Here is a 15,158-nt window from a genome sequence, read left to right as displayed (position 1 = left end):
CGGCGTTCCGCGTCGTCCTCCGGCCGTATCCGAGCCGTACCGCAGCCGCGGTACTAGATCGCTGAGGCCTGCACAGCCAGCGCGCGGAGCGTCTCGTACCTGTCGCGCAGCCCGGCTACCCGTTCGGCGTCCGCGGGCACCGGGGTGAGGTGCTCGCCGCCTGGCGACGGCGACAGGCCGAGCGCGATTGCCGCGGCGCCGCGGGCGCCGACCTCCGGCTCGGCGCAGACGGTGGTCGGACGGTCGAAGGTGGCAGTCAGGCAGCGCCGCCACCACTCCGACGCGTCGATCCCGCCGCCGCCGAGGACCACATCCAGCTTCCGGCCGAACAGCGCGTCGAGCTGCCGCAGACCGCGGTCGATCTCCAGCGACGCGCCCTGCAGCGACGCGGCGAGCAGATCCGCCGCGGTGTCATCGAAGGACAGGCCGAAGTACACGCCCGAGCCGCCAGGCACCGTCGCGGGCGGCCGGGTCCCGGCCATGAACGGGATGGCGATCGCGTGCGACGCGCCGATCTCTACGCCGGTCGGCTCGTCGGACTCCAACTGCAGCAGGCCGGTCAGCCAGGCGTGCAGGTTCCCGGCGGCGGAGAACGCCATGCCCGTCACGGCACGCTGGTCGTCGACCCGGTAGCGCCACAGCTCCCACGGCAGCTCCGGCGCGTCGTCGATCGGGTGTACGACGCGCACGGCGGCCGATGTCCCTACTGTCACTGCCGCGGTGCCGATGTCGTACCCGCCGGTCCCGACGTTCGAGGCGGCGCCGTCGCCGGTCGGCGGATGCACGGGAACGCCGACCAGACCAGGCCAGCGCCGGGCGTACTCGGCCCGCAATGTCCCGGTCCAGCCGGTCGGGACGATCGAAGGGAGCCGATCGGGTTTCACCCCGGCGATGTCGAGCGCCTCGTCGTCGTACGCGCCGGTCGCGAGGTCGAGGGTCCCGGTGCCGGAGGCGATCGAGACCGAGGTGACGCGTTCGCCGGTGAGCCGCTCCAGGACGAGATCGGGCAACCCGGCGAAGGCGGCCGGGGATTCGGAGGCGAGCAGCCAGGGGATCCGCCGGGTCCAGTACAGCCGGTGCAGCCAGGCGCCGGTCCGGGTGTGGAAGGCCGGCTCGTCGAAGGCCGTACCGAGGTCCAGGTCGACGGTCCGGGTGTCGGCCCAGGTGATCACCGGCGTGAGCGCGCCGCCCTTGTTGTCCAGGGCAACGATCGAGTGCCACTGCGAGGACAGCACGATCGCGCCGATCTCGTCCAGCTGACCGTTCTGCTGCAGTTCGTCAAGGCAGCCGAGCAGCCCCTCGACGTACTCGTGCAGATCGAGCGTCGCCGAGCCGTCGTGACCGTACGTCGGCGAGATCTTGTGCCGGGCCAGCGCGCCGGGGATCGGGGCCGCGTCGGCGGCGGACAGCACCAGCGCTCGCGCGGACGACGTACCGAGGTCGAGGGCGAGGACCCGGTCGTCAGTCTTCGTCATGCAGTGCCCGCAGGAAGGTCTGGGCCCAGATGTTCACGTCGTGCGCGGCGAGGTGCTTGCGCATCGCCTTCATCCGGCGGCCGAGCTGGCGGTCGTCGGTGTTCATCGCGTCGACGATGGTGTCCTTCATACCGTTGATGTCATGCGGGTTCACGAGGAAAGCTTGCCGGAACTCGTCCGCCGCACCGGCGAATTCGCTCAGTACCAGCGCGCCGGTGTCGTCGTACCGGCAGGCGACGTACTCCTTCGCGACCAGGTTCATGCCGTCCCGCAACGGTGTCACCACGGCCACGTCGGCCGCCCGGAACAGCGCGGCCATCTCGGTCCGCGAGTACGACGTGTGCAGGTAGTTGATCGCCGGCGTACCGATCTTGCCGTGCTCGCCGTTGATCCGGCCGACCAGCAGCTCGATCTCGTCGCGGAGCACCCGGTACTGCTCGACGCGCTCCCGGGACGGCGTGGCGACCTGGATGAAGACGGCGTCGTCCACCGACACCCGCTTCTCGTCCAGCAGCTCACCGAACGCCCGCATCCGTTGCCGGATGCCCTTGGTGTAGTCCAGCCGGTCCACGCCGAGCAGGACGTGCTGCGGGTTGCCGACCTCCTGCCGCAGCTCGGCGGCGCGGGCCGTGGTCTCCGGCTGGCGGGCCAGCTGCTCCAGCTCGCCGACGTCGATCGAGATCGGGAACGCCTTCGCCCGGACGATCCGGTCGTCGGGCAGGTGGATCCGGTCGCCGCGGGTCCGCAGGCCCATCCGGTTCCGGGCCAGCCGGGCGAAGTTCGACGCCGCGCCAGGCCGCTGGAAACCGACCAGGTCGGCGCCCATCAGCCCGTCCAGGATCTGCCGGCGCCACGGCATCTGCGCGAACAGCTCGGTCGGCGGGAACGGGATGTGCAGGAAGAACCCGATCCGTACGTCCGGACGTAGTCGCCGGAGCATCGCCGGCACCAGCTGCAGCTGGTAGTCGTGCACCCAGACGTCCGCGTTGTCGTCGGCGGCATCCGCGGCCGCTTCCGCGAACCGGCGGTTCACCGCGACGTACGACTCCCACCACTCGCGATGGAACTCCGGCGCCACGATCACGTCGTGGTACAGCGGCCACAGTGTCGCGTTCGAGAACCCCTCGTAGTACAGCTGCACGTCCTCGGCCGTCAGCATCACCGGGACCAGGTGCATCCCGTCGTTGTCGAACGGGTCCAGCTTCTCGTCCGCACTGCCGGTCCAGCCGATCCAGGCGCCCTGATGGGACTGCATGACCGGCGCCAGCGCGGTCACCAGCCCGCCGGGGCTGCGGCGCCACGCGGTGCTGCCGTCGGGCATCTCGAGTCGGTCGACCGGCAGCCGGTTGGCCACCACTACGAAGGAACTCCTACCGTTCGGCATCTTCAGCGTCATCCACTCAGGTCGTCGTCGTCACCGGGGTAGCGGACCCCGATCTGTCTCCGGGTTTCGTCGAGCAGGCCGAGAATCTCGACGGTGGCGAGATGGGGTAGAGCCGGTACCTCGATCAGCCCCGAACGCAGCGCCTGACTCACCGCGCTTGCCTCATAGTGGTACCCACGCCCATGCGTACTGACGTCGATCCGCTCCGTTCCGGAAGCAGTCGTACGCAGATAGTGGTCAGGGTGGTGGAACCGGTGCGGGAGCCGCAGACTGCCCTCGGGGCCGCTGATCGACGCGACCCACGGGTTCTGCGAGCGCAGGCCGCAGGTCAGCGCCGCGACCGCACCGCTGTCGTGCCGCCAGGCCATTGCCACGTTCAGATCGACGCCGTCGTCATTCAGTGAGCCGACCGCCTTCAGCTCCGCCGGGCGGCCGAGCGCCATGTACGCGAACGTCATCGGGTAGATGCCGCCGTCCATCAGCGAGCCGCCACCGAGCGCCGGGTCGAGCAGGCGATGGGGCAGCTCAGCCTTGTGGAAGGCGAAATCCGCGACCACCTGCTGCGGTTCGCCGATCACGCCGCGCTCGAGGTCCTGGAACAGCGCCTGGATCACCGGGTTCGTACGCATCCACATCGCCTCGGCGAACAAGGTCCGGTGCTCGGTCGCGACCGCGATCAGATCCCGGGCCTGCTTGGCGGTCAGCGTGACGGGTTTCTCGCACAGGACGGCGACGCCGGCCCGCAGCGCGGTCCGCGCGATCGCGTAGTGCCGTGGATGCGGCGTACCGATGTAGATGACGTCGACCTGGCCGGAATCGATCAGCTTCCGGTAGTCGTCGTACGCGTTCGGGATGCCGTGCGCGGCGGCGAACCGGTCGGCGCTGTCCTGGGTACGAGAGGCGACCGCGGTGGCGACGGCGTCGTCGGGCAGCAGCCCCAGATCGTGCGTGAACTGGGTCGAGATGTTGCCGGTAGCAACGATGCCCCATCTGACACGATCTATGCCCACTGGGTGAACTCCGGGGTCGGGAACGGTCCGTCCGCAACGATTCTCGCTGTTTCGAAGGCGTGCGCCAAGCGAATGAGCGTGACCTCACTTCGGGCCGTGCCGCCGAAGGTGAGCCCGACCGGCAGTCCGGCGACGGTTCCGGACGGCACCGAGATCAGTGGGTACCCGGCCAGCGCGGCGTGCGACGACGAACTGCCGAGGACGTGATCGCCGTTCACCAGGTCGATCGCCCAGGCCGGCGAGTACGCCGGGCTGACGATCGCGTCGAGCTGGTTGTCGCGGAGCAGGTTGTCGATCCCGTCCCGGCCGGCGCGGAGCGCGGTCAGGCGCGCGGCGACGTACACCGGTGAGCTCAGACCCTCCGTGGCCGCGGCGCGCTCGAACAGCTCCTGACCGAACCATCGCAGCTCGACGTCCGCGTGGTCGTTGTTGAACGCGATCAGCTCGTCCAGCGTGCGCGGTCCGCCCGGCGCGCGGGTGGCCAGGTACGCCTCCAGGTCCACCTTGAGCTCGTGGGCGAGGACCTGAAGCTGGTCCTCGTCACCGCCGGGCGTCGGCAGGGACAGGTGGTCGACGATGGTCGCTCCGCAGCTGCTGAGCAGCTCGAGCGCCCGCTCGCTGACCTGGTCCAAGCCGGTCGAGTAGCCCCAGAGCGGTCCGCGCGGCACGCCGATGCGTACGTTGCTGAGGTCGGTGCCGCGGCAGTTGTCTGCGTACTCCGTGCTGCTGCCGGTGAGGACCGTGAGCAGCGCGGCGGCCTGTTCGACCGTACGGGTCATCGGGCCGGCGGTGTCCTGCGAGTGCGAGATCGGGACGATGCCCTGCTGAGGGATCAGGCCGACGGTCGGTTTGATCCCGACCACGCCGTTCAGCGCGGCCGGGCAGACGATCGACCCGTTCGTCTCCGTACCGATCGCGTAGTCGGCGAGGCCGGCGGCCACTGCGGCGCCGGAGCCGCTGGACGAGCCGCCGGCGGACCGGTTCAGCGCGTACGGGTTGCGGGTCAGCCCGCCGTACGCGCTCCAGCCGGATGACGAAGCCGAGCCGCGGAAGTTCGCCCATTCGCTCAGATTGGTCTTGCCGAGGAGCACGCAGCCGGCGTCGCGCAGGCGGCGTACCAGCGGGGCGTCTTCGAGTGGCGGCGGCTGGTCGGCGAGCGCCAGCGAACCGGCCGTGGTCGGCAGGTCGGCGGTGTCGATGTTGTCCTTGACCAGGACCGGCACGCCGTGCAGCGGTCCGCGTACCCGGCCTTCGTCACGCTCCGTGTCGAGGCGGGCGGCTTCGGTGAGCGCGTTCGGGTTGGGGGTGCAGATGGCGTTGATGAGCGGGTCGACCGTACGCATCCGGGTCTGCAGCTGGTCCACCAGCGCCGCCGCGCCGAATTCGTTCCCCACCCCGTCACCCCGGCTCGAAGAAGTTGAGCTCACCCTAAAGATCCTGCCAGAGTTGCCCGGGTCCGGCCGTCCGCGTCCGACACGCTTCGTGTCGTGTCACGGGTGAATGACATTGCTGTTGTTCAGCACGTACAGTGGCAGGCGGACGGACGATCACCGACCGCACAGGAGTCAGCAGCAGATGGACAGCGCCAACGCCAGCTCTCCCGGCCCCGCCGAAGCTGCGCCGCCGGTCGTCGAAGGGTTGACCGAGCGGGACGGCCAGATTCTTGCTTTCGAGCGGCATTGGTGGAAGTACGCCGGTGCCAAGGAGCAGGCGATCCGGGACCAGTTCCAGATGTCCGCGACCCGGTACTACCAGGTACTGAACGCGCTGATCGACCGGCCCGAGGCCCTCGTGCACGACCCACTGCTGGTCAAGCGCCTGCGCCGCCTCCGCGCCGCCCGGCAGCGCGCCCGCTCCGCTCGCCGACTGGGTATCGAGGTCTGAGCATGTCCCGCCTCAGGGCGTGGCCGGCGTCCGCACGCCTGCCGCGCCGCACCCGTGGCGGCGAACAGGGGCAGGTGCTGTCGTCGCTGGTCGCCGTGGCCGCCGTCGTCGCGATCGTTGCCGGTCTGCTGGTGCTGTTCGGGACCAGGGGGAACAACAGCAACGCCGACGAGAAGCCGGCCGCTGCCAGTACGCCTGCCGGCAAGACCGCTGAGAAGCAGCCGTCGGCCGGGCCGTCGACCGTGGGCGCCAGCGTGCCGCGGCCGCCCGAGAAGTCGACTGAGAAGCCGACCGGGAAGCCGTCCACGCCGGCCGCGTCGTCGACCGTGCCGCCGCCGGCGCCACCGAGTGAACCCCCGACCAACGAGCCGACCGGCCAGCCAACTCAAGGCGCGACCCAGCCGCCACGGCCGACCCAGCCGGCGACGATTCCGGCCGAGGAACGGCCGGCGATCGAGGTCTACAACAACACCCCGCGCAAGGGCCTCGCCGACTCGGTCGCGAACCGGGCCCGGCAGGCCGGCTGGACGGTGTCCGGTTCGCCGGACAACTGGCACGGCAAGGTCGCCGAGAGCACCGTGTACTACCCGCCGGGCATGCTCGACGCCGCCAACCAGCTCGCCCACGACCTCGGCGTGAGCCGGACCAAGGGCGCGCTGGACAACATGAAGAAGGACCGCCTGACCGTGATCCTGACCTCGGACTACGCAGGATGAGCACTCCGGTCCTGCAGACCGAGGTCGGCCGGGACGGCTGGGAAGCCATCGTCACCGACCCGGCGTCCGCGGTCATCTCGTCCGACTTCGACGGCGTACTCTCGCCGCTCGTCGAGGACCCGGCGCGCTCCCGGCCGGTCGAAGGCGCACTGGACGCGCTGGCCCGGCTGGCGCGGTCCGTCAACCAGGTAGCAATCGTCACGGGCCGTCCGGCGCTGGTCGCGACCGAGCTGTCCGGCGTGAGCGGGTACCCGGGGCTCGGGCGGCTTGTCGTGCTCGGGCACTACGGGCTGGAGCGGTGGGACGCGGCGACCGGGAAGGTCACCAGCGAGCCGGTGCCGGCAGGTGTCACGACGGCGCGCGACCGGCTGCCGGGGCTGCTGAGCGACGCCGGCGTACCGGATGCGTTCGTCGAGGACAAGAACAGTTCATTGGCCGTACACACCCGTCGGCTGGACGATCCGACCGGTGCGCTCGAGCTGCTGCGCGGCCCGCTGACCGCGCTCGCCGAGGAGACCGAGCTTCGGCTGGAGCCGGGCAACCTGGTCCTGGAGCTGCGGCCGCCCGGGATCGACAAGGGCGTCGCGGTTCGGCACCTGCTCGAGTCGACCGGCGCACGGTCGATCCTGTACGCGGGGGACGACCTTGGCGATCTCGCCGCGTTCCGGGCGATCCAGGAACAGCGCGCGACCGGCGTACGCGCCGTCCTGCTCGCGACCCGCTCGTCCAACGCGACCGAACTGATCGATGCCGCCGATGTCGTGGTGGACGACCCGAGTGGCGCGGTGACCGTGCTCACTGCCCTTTCGGACGCGATCGCCGCCCGCTGAACGCCTGCGCCACGGTCCTGCCGATCGGCTGAACCGGACGTTCGACGTACCCGCCGTCGTCGAGGTTCGCGAGCCGTTCGAAGGGGTTTCGCGAGGCCGGATCACCGGTGAGCAGGAACGACACGACGACCCCGATCACGTACAACGGGAGCATCGGCAGGCCGATCAGACAGAAGTACTGCCAGGAATGTCTTTCCTCGTGGCGGACCAGGGCGGCGTTGCCGAAGTACGCCCGGTCGTGCTTGCTGAGTACGACGTTCCCGATCGTGAACGCGCCGGCGATCGGAAAGCCGAGCTGGTACCCGTTCGCGAAGATCAGTCCGCGTGGTCCCCGCGTGAACGTCGCCCGGCCGAGCAGGCCGGCGAACAGGCCGCTCAGCGTGGACAGATTGACGAAGTTGCCGATCACCTTCACCCACTGCCAGGCGGTCATGCGGATCAGTATGGGTTCTGTCGGTGGGGTGCGGTAAGACTTGGGGGTGAGTTCGGTGGTGCGGGTCTGGCGGCCTGGGCGGGTGGTCGATCCGCATTCGGTGATCGGTGGGTTCCGGAAAGGGCCTGGCGATCCGGCGTACGTGTTCGATGCCGGGTCGCGGACCGTGTGGCGAGCGACACGGACTCCGGACGGGCCGGTGACGTTGCGGTTGCGGGCGCGCGCCGGGGAGGTCGAGGCCGAGGCGTGGGGGCCGGGCGCGGCGTGGGCACTGGACGGCGTGCCGGAGTTGCTGGGGGAGCGGGACAGCTGGGACGGGTTCGAGCCGCTGGCGGAGCATCGGGTGCTGGTGGACGCGGCGCGGCGGTTCCCGGATGTCCGGGTGCCGCGGTCGCGGGCGGTGTTCGAGGCGATGGCCGCGGCGGGGATCGAGCAAGTCGTTACGGGCAAGGAGGCGTTCCGGGCGTGGCGGCTGCTGCTGCGTGAGTACGGCGAGCCCGCGCCGGGGCCGAAGCCGCCGGACGGGCGGCAGCTGATGGTGCCGCCGGCGCCCGAGGAGTGGCGCCTGATCCCGTCCTGGCAGTGGCTGCGAGCGGGTGTCGAAGGGCGGCGGTCTCGCGTGGTGACGACCGCGGCGACCCGGGCCAAGGCGCTGGAGCGGACGCTGGAGCTGACCGATTCCGCGGAGATCGAGCGGCGTCTCAGGTCGCTGCCCGGGGTCGGCGTGTGGACGGCGGCCGAGGTACGGCAGCGCGCGCACGGTGACGCGGATGCCTTCTCCTTCGCGGACTATCACGTCTCGCGGAACGTCTCGTACGCGCTGATCGGTGAGGAACTGGACGACGACGGGTGCGCCGAGCTGATCGAGCCGTACCGCGGCCACCGGTTCCGCGTCCAGCGGCTGATCGAGCTCGCGGGCATCGGTCACCCCCGCTTCGGGCCGCGCAAATCGCTGCCGACGCACACCCCGGGAGCCACCCACCGGCTCCGCTGAGCTGAGATCGCCTGTCTCACATGGCGGGAACGCAGGACACAATATGGACCCGATTGGGTAATCTCGGGGGCAGCTCATCCAGAGGGACTGAGGGAAACGGCCCGTTGACGTCCCGGCAACCCTCCCCGTCGAGCCCCCGCCCGGGGCGCCTCGCGGTGGAACGGTGCCAAATCCGTCCTGGCACCGAGATCCGGTGCCGGGGAAGATGAGAGGGGAACCTCACTCATGAGCCTGACCGCCACCACCCACACGATCCGGGACGGTGCCTTCGGCAACGGTACGCACCTGAGCTGTCGCGCCTGTGGGGCGAAGTCGCCGCTCGGCCCGTTCTACGCCTGTATGGAGTGCTTCGGTCCGCTCGAAGTCGGGTACGAGTATCCGGCCATCACCCGTGAGCAGATCGAGGCCGGACCGAAGAACATCTGGCGGTACCAGCCGCTGCTGCCGGTCCCGGTGGACGTGGCCGGCTTCCCGAACACCGAGCCGGGGTACACCCGCCTCGTCGACGCCCAGAACCTGGCCCGTGAGCTGGGACTGCGCAAGCTGTGGGTGAAGGACGACTCCGGAAACCCGACGCACTCCTTCAAGGACCGCGTCGTCGCCTCCGCGCTGAGCGCGACCCGCGAGCTGGGCATGAAGGTCTTCGCCTGCCCCTCCACCGGCAACCTGGCCAACGCCGTCGCCGCGGCCGCCGCCCGGGCCGGAATCCGCTCGGTCGTGTTCATCCCGCACGACCTCGAGCGCCCGAAGGTGATCACCACCGCCGTGTACGGCGGCACGCTGGTCGCCGTCGAGGGCAACTACGACGACGTGAACAAGCTGGCCTCCGAGATCGCCGGTGAGGAAGAGGGCTGGGCGTTCGTGAACGTCAACGTCCGCCCGTACTACTCCGAAGGCTCCAAGACGCTGGCCTTCGAGATCGCCGAGCAGCTCGGCTGGCGGCTGCCGCAGCAGATCGTGGTTCCGGTCGCCTCGGGTTCGCAGCTGACCAAGATCGACAAGGGCTTCACCGAGCTCGGCAAGCTCGGGCTGGTCGACGCCACCGACTACAAGGTGTACGGCGCGCAGGCGACCGGCTGCTCTCCGGTCGCGCAGGCGTTCCGCGACGGGCATGACGTCGTCAAGCCGGTCAAGCCGGACACGATCGCCAAGTCACTGGCGATCGGCAACCCGGCCGACGGTCCGTACGTGCTGGACGTCGCCCGGCGTACCGGTGGCGCGATCGAGGACGTCAGCGACGAAGAGGTCGTCGAGGGCATCCAGCTGCTGGCCCGTACCGAAGGCATCTTCGCCGAGACCGCCGGCGGCGTGACGGTGGCGACGCTGAAGAAGCTGATCGCGACCGGGCAGCTCGACCCCGAGGCCGAGACCGTGATCATCAACTCCGGCGACGGGCTGAAGACGCTCGACGCCGTGGCCGACCGGGTCGGCCCCAAGGTGACCATCCCCGCGTCGTACGACGCCTTCGTGAAGGCAGGCCTGCAGTGAGTGTGAGTGTGCGCGTCCCGACCATCCTCCGCCCCTACACCCAGGGCGTCTCCGAGGTGTCCGCCGAGGGCGCCACGCTGCTGGAGGTGCTGGAGTCACTCGACACCTCGTACCCGGGGATCAAGGGCCGCGTACTGGACGAGTCCGGCGAGCTGCGCCGGTTCGTCAACGTGTACGTGAACGACGACGACGTACGGTTCGCCTCCGGCCTGCAGACCGAGGTCAAGGACGGCGGCCAGATCTCCATCATCCCCGCTGTCGCCGGCGGCTGATCCGAGCTTAAACTCCGCTGTGTGCGTGCGGTTGTAGTTTCTGAGTACGGCGTACTGCCGGAGGTCCGTGACGTGCCGGAGCCTTCGGCGGACGCCGGCTCCGTGGTGGTCCGCGTCGAAGCGACCGGACTGTGCCGGAGCGACTGGCACGGCTGGATGGGGCACGACCCTGACATCGTGCTGCCACATGTCCCCGGGCACGAATTCGCCGGCACGATCGCGGCTGTTGGTGCCGGCGTTGCCGGGTGGGCTGTTGGTGATCGGGTGACGACGCCGTTCATCTGTGCTTGCGGGCAATGCGAGCAGTGCCTTGAGGGCAATCAGCAGGTCTGCCCCAATCAGTTGCAACCTGGGTTCAACTATTGGGGCTCTTTCGCTGAGTACGTTGCGGTGCCGTACGCGTCGGTGAATCTGGTGCGGCTGCCGGACGAGCTGACCTTCGCAACCGCCGCCGGTTTGGGCTGCCGCTTCGCGACCTCGTTCCGCGCCGTCCACCAGGTCGCCCGGGTCGCCGCCGGTGAACGCGTAGCCATCTTCGGCTGCGGCGGCGTCGGCCTGTCCGCAGTCATGATCGCCGCCGCGTTGGGCGCCGAGGTAATAGCCATCGACACCAACGAGGCCGCACTCGACCTGGCCCGCTCCTACGGCGCCGTACACACCCTGACTCCGGCCGCTCCAGTTGTTGGTGCGATCAACGACCTGGGTGGCGCCCACGTCACCATCGACGCCCTGGGCTCCGCCGAAATAGCCCAGCAAGCTCTTGAGTCCTTACGCCCCCGCGGCCGCCACGTCCAGATCGGCCTCCTCCCAACAGCCGTAACCCTCAACGCCGGCCGCCTCATCGCCCAGGAACTAACCTGGCTGGGCAGCCACGGCATGCCCGCCCACGCCTACCCCGAAATGCTCGCCCTAGTTGCCACCGGCAACCTAAACCCAGCCCAACTGGTAACCCGCACCATCCCCCTCACTGAAACCCCCACCGCCTTAACAGCCCTCACCACCGGCACCCCACCCGGCGTCACCATCATCACCCCCTAGGCAGTACGCCCCACCCAGGGGGCGGGGTTACAGGTGGATCAGGTAGATGGTGGGTGGGCGGCCGGTTCGGCCGTGTTGTTGGGTGCCGGTGGGGGCTGCTAGGCCGGCTCGTTCCAGGCGTTTCAGGACTCGGCGGGCGGTGCGGAGTTGGACGGCCAGGTGGTCGGCTACGTCTTGGGTGGTCAGGCCGTCGGGGAGGGTGGCGGTCAACTCGCGCATGCGGGCGAGGGTTTGGGTGTTCAGGCCTACCCGGCGGGCGAGTAGGGGGAGGCTTTCGGGGACGCGGGGGGTGGTCGGGTGGTCGCCGGTGGGTTCGATGACGATTTCTACGTCGTCGGACATCGAGACGACGCCGGCTACGGTGCCGATGGAGGTGGCTCGGGCGGCGGCTCGGCGGGCGAGGGCTTCGGCTTCGGCGGCGGTGCGGCCGACGCCGAAGCCTACGTACGCGGTGCTGTGCCGGGCGGCGAGGTGGTCCAGCAGGGGCATCCGGGTGAACTGTTCGGTGGCCTGTTCCAGCAGGCCGCGGGTGGTGACGACCAGGTGGCGGCCGTCGGGGAGGGCGGCGAGGCTGCCGCCGAGGGTGATCAGGTCGGCGGCGAGGGCGTCGTCGGGTTCCGGCAGGTCGATGACGCCGAGCGCTACCTGGGCGTCGCCGACGTGCTGGCCGGTGGTGGTCAGGATCAGGGCCTGCAGGGTGGAGCGGATCGAGTAGCGGGACGGGGCGAGGCGTACGGACGGCATCTCGTTCTCGATCAGGTGGAACGCGGAGCCGAGGCAGCTGATCGCGACCAGCGCGCCGTGTTTCTCCCGGGCGGTGCGGTGGAACTCGACGATGTCGTCGGAGGTCAGGCCGGGGCGGTACGGGAGTACGTGAATCCGGTCGGTCGGGAGTTTCGCCTCGATCAGCGTTTCCAGTACCTCGGCGCGGCGCAGCGTGTCGATCGAGAACTGGGTGACGTTGTGCCCGAGCCGCAGCAGTTCGACCAGTGCGCGCAGCAGGGTCGCGCCGTCGTACGAGACGTACATCGCCGGCCGGTCGATCACGCCGGCCTCGGTGGCGATCGTGTACGGGACGACGCCCGTGAACAGGAACGCGTCGACCTCGGAGTGGGCCTGCTCGACCAGGCCGATCGCCTCGGTTTCGTGCCGGTACGGGAGCGGGACCAGCGTCGTACCACTGGGTGCGCCGACCGCGGTCACCCGCTGCACCAGGTCCTCCGGGCCCACCACACCGACCGAAAGCGCCATCAGTCCACCGTGTCCAGAGCTGAGCAGATCCTCACGACAGTCCTCCGGCGACTTCTGGCCTGGCCCTCAACTCGCAGAATAGCGCAGTGACCGGCGAGATCTTGACGTTCCGGCCCTGCTCTCCTAGTTTCGGTCAAGACCACAATTATCGCCACCCTGGTGGCGGGGCCGGATCGGGCGCGGTGCGGTGGAGCGTGGAGGGAGCGCTCCACCCACAGCCGGTGCCTAGCGCAACTCTTCGAGGCAGCGGATGACCAGGTCTCGTTCGCTCGCCGGGAGCTCCGGGCCGTACGGGTCGTGGGCTGATGCCGCGGGGATCAGGCCCTCCCACGCGGCTGCCCACAACATGCGCTGGACGTAGCCCTCGATCGGGGCGTAGAACGTCGCCGCCGCGAAGCGGTCCAGCCGGTCGGACGCCGTCAGGAACTCAGTGTGATCGCCGGCGGTCCACGCTCGCAGTACGGCGGCCGACAGCTCGACCTGCGCTGACGCGATCCCGACCAGTGCGGTGTCGGCGCCCCACATGAACGACGGGCCGTACATCCGGTCCTCGCCGGTGATGAGCAGTTTCCCGGTGCCGCGCCCGGCCCAGATCGCGTCCTGGCAGCCGATCGCGCGGTCGAGCGTCGCCGTCTTCACCCCGAGCATCGCGTCCAGGTCCAGCAGGTCCCGGATCAGCTCAGGTGAGTACGGGTACCCGCCCGCCTCGCCATGCAGGTAGAAGCCGACCAGCGGCAGCCCACTCTCGGCCGCGACCCGCTCGTGCAGCGCGATCGCTTGGGCGTGCCCGTCCGGCAGCTCGTTCAGCACCGCCAACGGATACACCATCACCGCGTCAGCCCCACCGGCCGCGGCGGCAACAGCCATCTCCACCGTCGCATCAACCACCTCCCGCAACCCCGCCGCCGAGCCCGCCGGCGAACCATCCGGCGACTTCGGTACGCCGACCCCAGCCACGATCGGTACGTCGGTCGCCTGCCGCCACGTCTCCAGTACCTTCGCCCGATCCGCCGCCGACAAGTACAGCCCGCGCCCGGTATGCGCCCAAACAGCAACCCCGCCAACCGCCGGTGTCACCAGCGACGTGGCGTACGCCGCCAGGTCGTCATATGCGACCACCCCGTCAGCGGACATCGGCGTGACGACAGCCGGCAGTAATGTTCCGCGCAGTCGGGAAACCAGTGGGTGCATGATCACCTCTCAGACGTCGTGCCCGAGACCGGGCCGGTTCGGTACGTCGATCCAGCCGTCGCAGTCCGCGAACACGGTCGGGGCGAGCGGGTCCTGGTCGACCATCAGCGGCCCGACCAGGTCGGCGGCGACGGTCGCGCCCGGTACGGCGGCGGCCAGATGTACGGCGGCCAGCGTCGCCACGCCCAGCTCCGGCATCGAGCCTACCTTCACGGCGAGCCCGGCGGCTTCGGCGACGTTCGCGATCTGCAGCGCCCGGTGCAGTCCGCCGACCTTGAGGATCTTGATGTTCAGTACGTCGGCGGCGCCGCGACGCGCGATCTCGAGCGCGTCGTGCAGCGAGTGCATGCTCTCGTCGACCATCAGCCGTACGTCGAGCCGGTCCCGCAGCCGGACCAGCCCGGCCAGGTCCCAGCGCGGGAGCGGCTGCTCGAGCAGGGTGAGCCCGGCCGCGCTCATCTTGGCGAGGTACGGCAACGCGGTGGTCGCGTCGTACCCCTCGTTGGCGTCCAGGCACAGCTCGGCGTCGGCGGGGATCGCGGCGCGGACGGCGCGGATCAGCTCCAGGTCCTTGGCCGGGTCGTGCCCGCCCTTCACCTTGAGGTGCCGGAAACCACGATCGGCGTATTCGGCCGCTTCCGCCGCCATCTCGTCGAGGGTCCCGAGCCCGACCACCCACGTGGTCTGGACCCGGTCGCGGACGCTGCCGCCGAGGATCGCGTGGACGGGCCAGCCGCTCAGCCGCCCGGCCAGGTCGTACAGCGCGATGTCGAGTCCGGACTTGGCGACCGATTGGCCGCGCAGTACCGCGTCCATGACCACGTGGGCGCCGGCGCGGTCGAGCGGGTCCCGGCCGATCAGGGCCGGCGCGAGGTGCTCCTCGATCGCGGCCGTGACCCCGGACAGCGTCTCGCCCGTGTACGCGGTCATCGGGGAGGTCTCGCCGATACCGACGGCGCCGTCCGCGGTGTGCACTTCGACCACCAGGCTGATCAGCTCGGTACTGACCCCGCTGCTGATCTGGAACGGCCGCCGGTACCGCGCGCTCACCACCCGGGTCTTCACCGCGCTGATCGGCGCGACCTCGGACGCGGATCCCCCCGCCGGCAACCCGGCCGGTTCTGCTGCAAGACTCATTCCGGCTCCTAAGGGTCGCAATCTGGGCGCAAAGCATTTACGGTCAAGACCGTAA

At 69.9% G+C, this 15,158-nt stretch carries 15 protein-coding genes and 1 riboswitch; of the genes, 7 read left to right on the top strand and 8 right to left on the bottom strand.

Annotation, left to right across the window (positions count from 1 at the left end; translation table 11 throughout):
- Positions 1-53: 53 nt before the first annotated feature.
- From HDA44_RS20565 to HDA44_RS20550, 4 genes are read right to left on the bottom strand one after another with little or no spacing between them, the layout of a single operon-like run.
- Complete coding sequence (locus HDA44_RS20565) at positions 54-1,475, bottom strand: FGGY family carbohydrate kinase (protein WP_184836812.1); 1,422 nt, start codon at positions 1,473-1,475, stop codon at positions 54-56.
- A complete protein-coding gene (locus HDA44_RS20560) occupies positions 1,462-2,859 on the bottom strand; it encodes an alpha,alpha-trehalose-phosphate synthase (UDP-forming) (RefSeq protein ID WP_184843979.1) in 1,398 nt (465 codons plus the stop codon). Before HDA44_RS20560 ends, HDA44_RS20565 begins: the two co-directional genes overlap by 14 nt.
- Positions 2,860-2,867: 8 nt before the next feature.
- Positions 2,868-3,869 carry a Gfo/Idh/MocA family oxidoreductase gene (locus HDA44_RS20555; RefSeq protein WP_184836810.1) on the bottom strand — a complete coding sequence of 334 codons (1,002 nt, stop codon included), beginning with the start codon at positions 3,867-3,869 and terminating at the stop codon, positions 2,868-2,870.
- Positions 3,860-5,263, bottom strand: a complete 1,404-nt coding sequence (locus tag HDA44_RS20550) for an amidase (RefSeq protein ID WP_337906188.1) — start codon at positions 5,261-5,263, stop codon at positions 3,860-3,862. The genes HDA44_RS20555 and HDA44_RS20550 overlap by 10 nt, the downstream gene beginning before the upstream one ends.
- Before the next feature lie 181 nt (positions 5,264-5,444).
- On the opposite strand from HDA44_RS20550, the gene HDA44_RS20545 reads away from it, so the two are divergent.
- From HDA44_RS20545 to otsB, 3 genes are read left to right on the top strand one after another with little or no spacing between them, the layout of a single operon-like run.
- Positions 5,445-5,753 (top strand): DUF3263 domain-containing protein, encoded by a 309-nt coding sequence (locus tag HDA44_RS20545; RefSeq protein ID WP_184836808.1) that lies wholly within the window; start codon positions 5,445-5,447, stop codon positions 5,751-5,753.
- A gap of 2 nt (positions 5,754-5,755) precedes the next feature.
- Positions 5,756-6,469 carry a LytR C-terminal domain-containing protein gene (locus HDA44_RS20540; protein ID WP_184836806.1) on the top strand — a complete coding sequence of 238 codons (714 nt, stop codon included), beginning with the start codon at positions 5,756-5,758 and terminating at the stop codon, positions 6,467-6,469.
- The gene (otsB, locus tag HDA44_RS20535; protein ID WP_184836804.1) at positions 6,466-7,299 is read left to right on the top strand and encodes a trehalose-phosphatase; all 834 of its coding nucleotides are present in this window, start codon (positions 6,466-6,468) and stop codon (positions 7,297-7,299) included. Before HDA44_RS20540 ends, otsB begins: the two co-directional genes overlap by 4 nt.
- Here otsB and HDA44_RS20530 read toward each other — a convergent pair.
- Positions 7,265-7,732 (bottom strand): hypothetical protein, encoded by a 468-nt coding sequence (locus HDA44_RS20530; protein WP_184836795.1) that lies wholly within the window; start codon positions 7,730-7,732, stop codon positions 7,265-7,267. The genes otsB and HDA44_RS20530 overlap by 35 nt on opposite strands.
- A 46-nt stretch (positions 7,733-7,778) precedes the next feature.
- Between HDA44_RS20530 and HDA44_RS20525 the strand changes: the two genes are divergently transcribed.
- From HDA44_RS20525 to HDA44_RS20510, 4 genes are all read left to right on the top strand, one after another.
- Positions 7,779-8,726: a DNA-3-methyladenine glycosylase family protein gene (locus HDA44_RS20525; protein ID WP_319037508.1), complete on the top strand. Its 948-nt coding sequence runs from the start codon at positions 7,779-7,781 to the stop codon at positions 8,724-8,726.
- Between the two features lie 71 nt (positions 8,727-8,797).
- Positions 8,798-8,938: riboswitch (SAM riboswitch) on the top strand.
- 13 nt (positions 8,939-8,951) lie between these two features.
- Complete coding sequence (gene thrC, locus HDA44_RS20520; RefSeq protein ID WP_184836791.1) at positions 8,952-10,214, top strand: threonine synthase; 1,263 nt, start codon at positions 8,952-8,954, stop codon at positions 10,212-10,214.
- A complete protein-coding gene (locus HDA44_RS20515; protein WP_184836789.1) occupies positions 10,211-10,486 on the top strand; it encodes a ubiquitin-like small modifier protein 1 in 276 nt (91 codons plus the stop codon). The genes thrC and HDA44_RS20515 overlap by 4 nt, the downstream gene beginning before the upstream one ends.
- A gap of 21 nt (positions 10,487-10,507) precedes the next feature.
- Positions 10,508-11,524, top strand: coding sequence for an alcohol dehydrogenase catalytic domain-containing protein (locus tag HDA44_RS20510; protein ID WP_184836787.1), 1,017 nt, complete (start codon positions 10,508-10,510; stop codon positions 11,522-11,524).
- A 27-nt stretch (positions 11,525-11,551) separates the two neighbouring features.
- On the opposite strand, the gene HDA44_RS20505 is transcribed toward HDA44_RS20510, so the two are convergent.
- The 3 genes from HDA44_RS20505 to HDA44_RS20495 form a co-directional block, all read right to left on the bottom strand.
- The gene (locus HDA44_RS20505) at positions 11,552-12,775 is read right to left on the bottom strand and encodes a response regulator (RefSeq protein WP_184836785.1); all 1,224 of its coding nucleotides are present in this window, start codon (positions 12,773-12,775) and stop codon (positions 11,552-11,554) included.
- 225 nt (positions 12,776-13,000) lie between these two features.
- Complete coding sequence (locus tag HDA44_RS20500; RefSeq protein ID WP_184836783.1) at positions 13,001-13,966, bottom strand: dihydrodipicolinate synthase family protein; 966 nt, start codon at positions 13,964-13,966, stop codon at positions 13,001-13,003.
- A gap of 9 nt (positions 13,967-13,975) precedes the next feature.
- The gene (locus HDA44_RS20495) at positions 13,976-15,103 is read right to left on the bottom strand and encodes a mandelate racemase/muconate lactonizing enzyme family protein (RefSeq protein ID WP_184836781.1); all 1,128 of its coding nucleotides are present in this window, start codon (positions 15,101-15,103) and stop codon (positions 13,976-13,978) included.
- Between the last annotated feature and the right edge of the window lie 55 nt (positions 15,104-15,158).

Source organism: Kribbella solani (assembly GCF_014205295.1).
Classification (GTDB): Bacteria; Actinomycetota; Actinomycetes; order Propionibacteriales; family Kribbellaceae; genus Kribbella; species Kribbella solani.
Note: the sequence above shows the minus strand (reverse complement) of the source record. Positions and strands in the feature narration are given on the sequence as shown.

Excerpts from the sequence above, each read along its gene's own strand:
- HDA44_RS20565 (WP_184836812.1), bottom strand. The coding sequence starts at position 1,475 with ATGACGAAGACTGACGACCGGGTCCTCGCCCTCGACCTCGGTACGTCG.
- HDA44_RS20560 (WP_184843979.1), bottom strand. The coding sequence starts at position 2,859 with ATGCCGAACGGTAGGAGTTCCTTCGTAGTGGTGGCCAACCGGCTGCCG.
- HDA44_RS20545 (WP_184836808.1), top strand. The coding sequence starts at position 5,445 with ATGGACAGCGCCAACGCCAGCTCTCCCGGCCCCGCCGAAGCTGCGCCG.
- HDA44_RS20540 (WP_184836806.1), top strand. The coding sequence starts at position 5,756 with ATGTCCCGCCTCAGGGCGTGGCCGGCGTCCGCACGCCTGCCGCGCCGC.
- otsB (WP_184836804.1), top strand. The coding sequence starts at position 6,466 with ATGAGCACTCCGGTCCTGCAGACCGAGGTCGGCCGGGACGGCTGGGAA.
- HDA44_RS20530 (WP_184836795.1), bottom strand. The coding sequence starts at position 7,732 with ATGACCGCCTGGCAGTGGGTGAAGGTGATCGGCAACTTCGTCAATCTG.
- thrC (WP_184836791.1), top strand. The coding sequence starts at position 8,952 with ATGAGCCTGACCGCCACCACCCACACGATCCGGGACGGTGCCTTCGGC.
- HDA44_RS20505 (WP_184836785.1), bottom strand. The coding sequence starts at position 12,775 with ATGGCGCTTTCGGTCGGTGTGGTGGGCCCGGAGGACCTGGTGCAGCGG.
- HDA44_RS20500 (WP_184836783.1), bottom strand. The coding sequence starts at position 13,966 with ATGCACCCACTGGTTTCCCGACTGCGCGGAACATTACTGCCGGCTGTC.
- HDA44_RS20495 (WP_184836781.1), bottom strand. The coding sequence starts at position 15,103 with ATGAGTCTTGCAGCAGAACCGGCCGGGTTGCCGGCGGGGGGATCCGCG.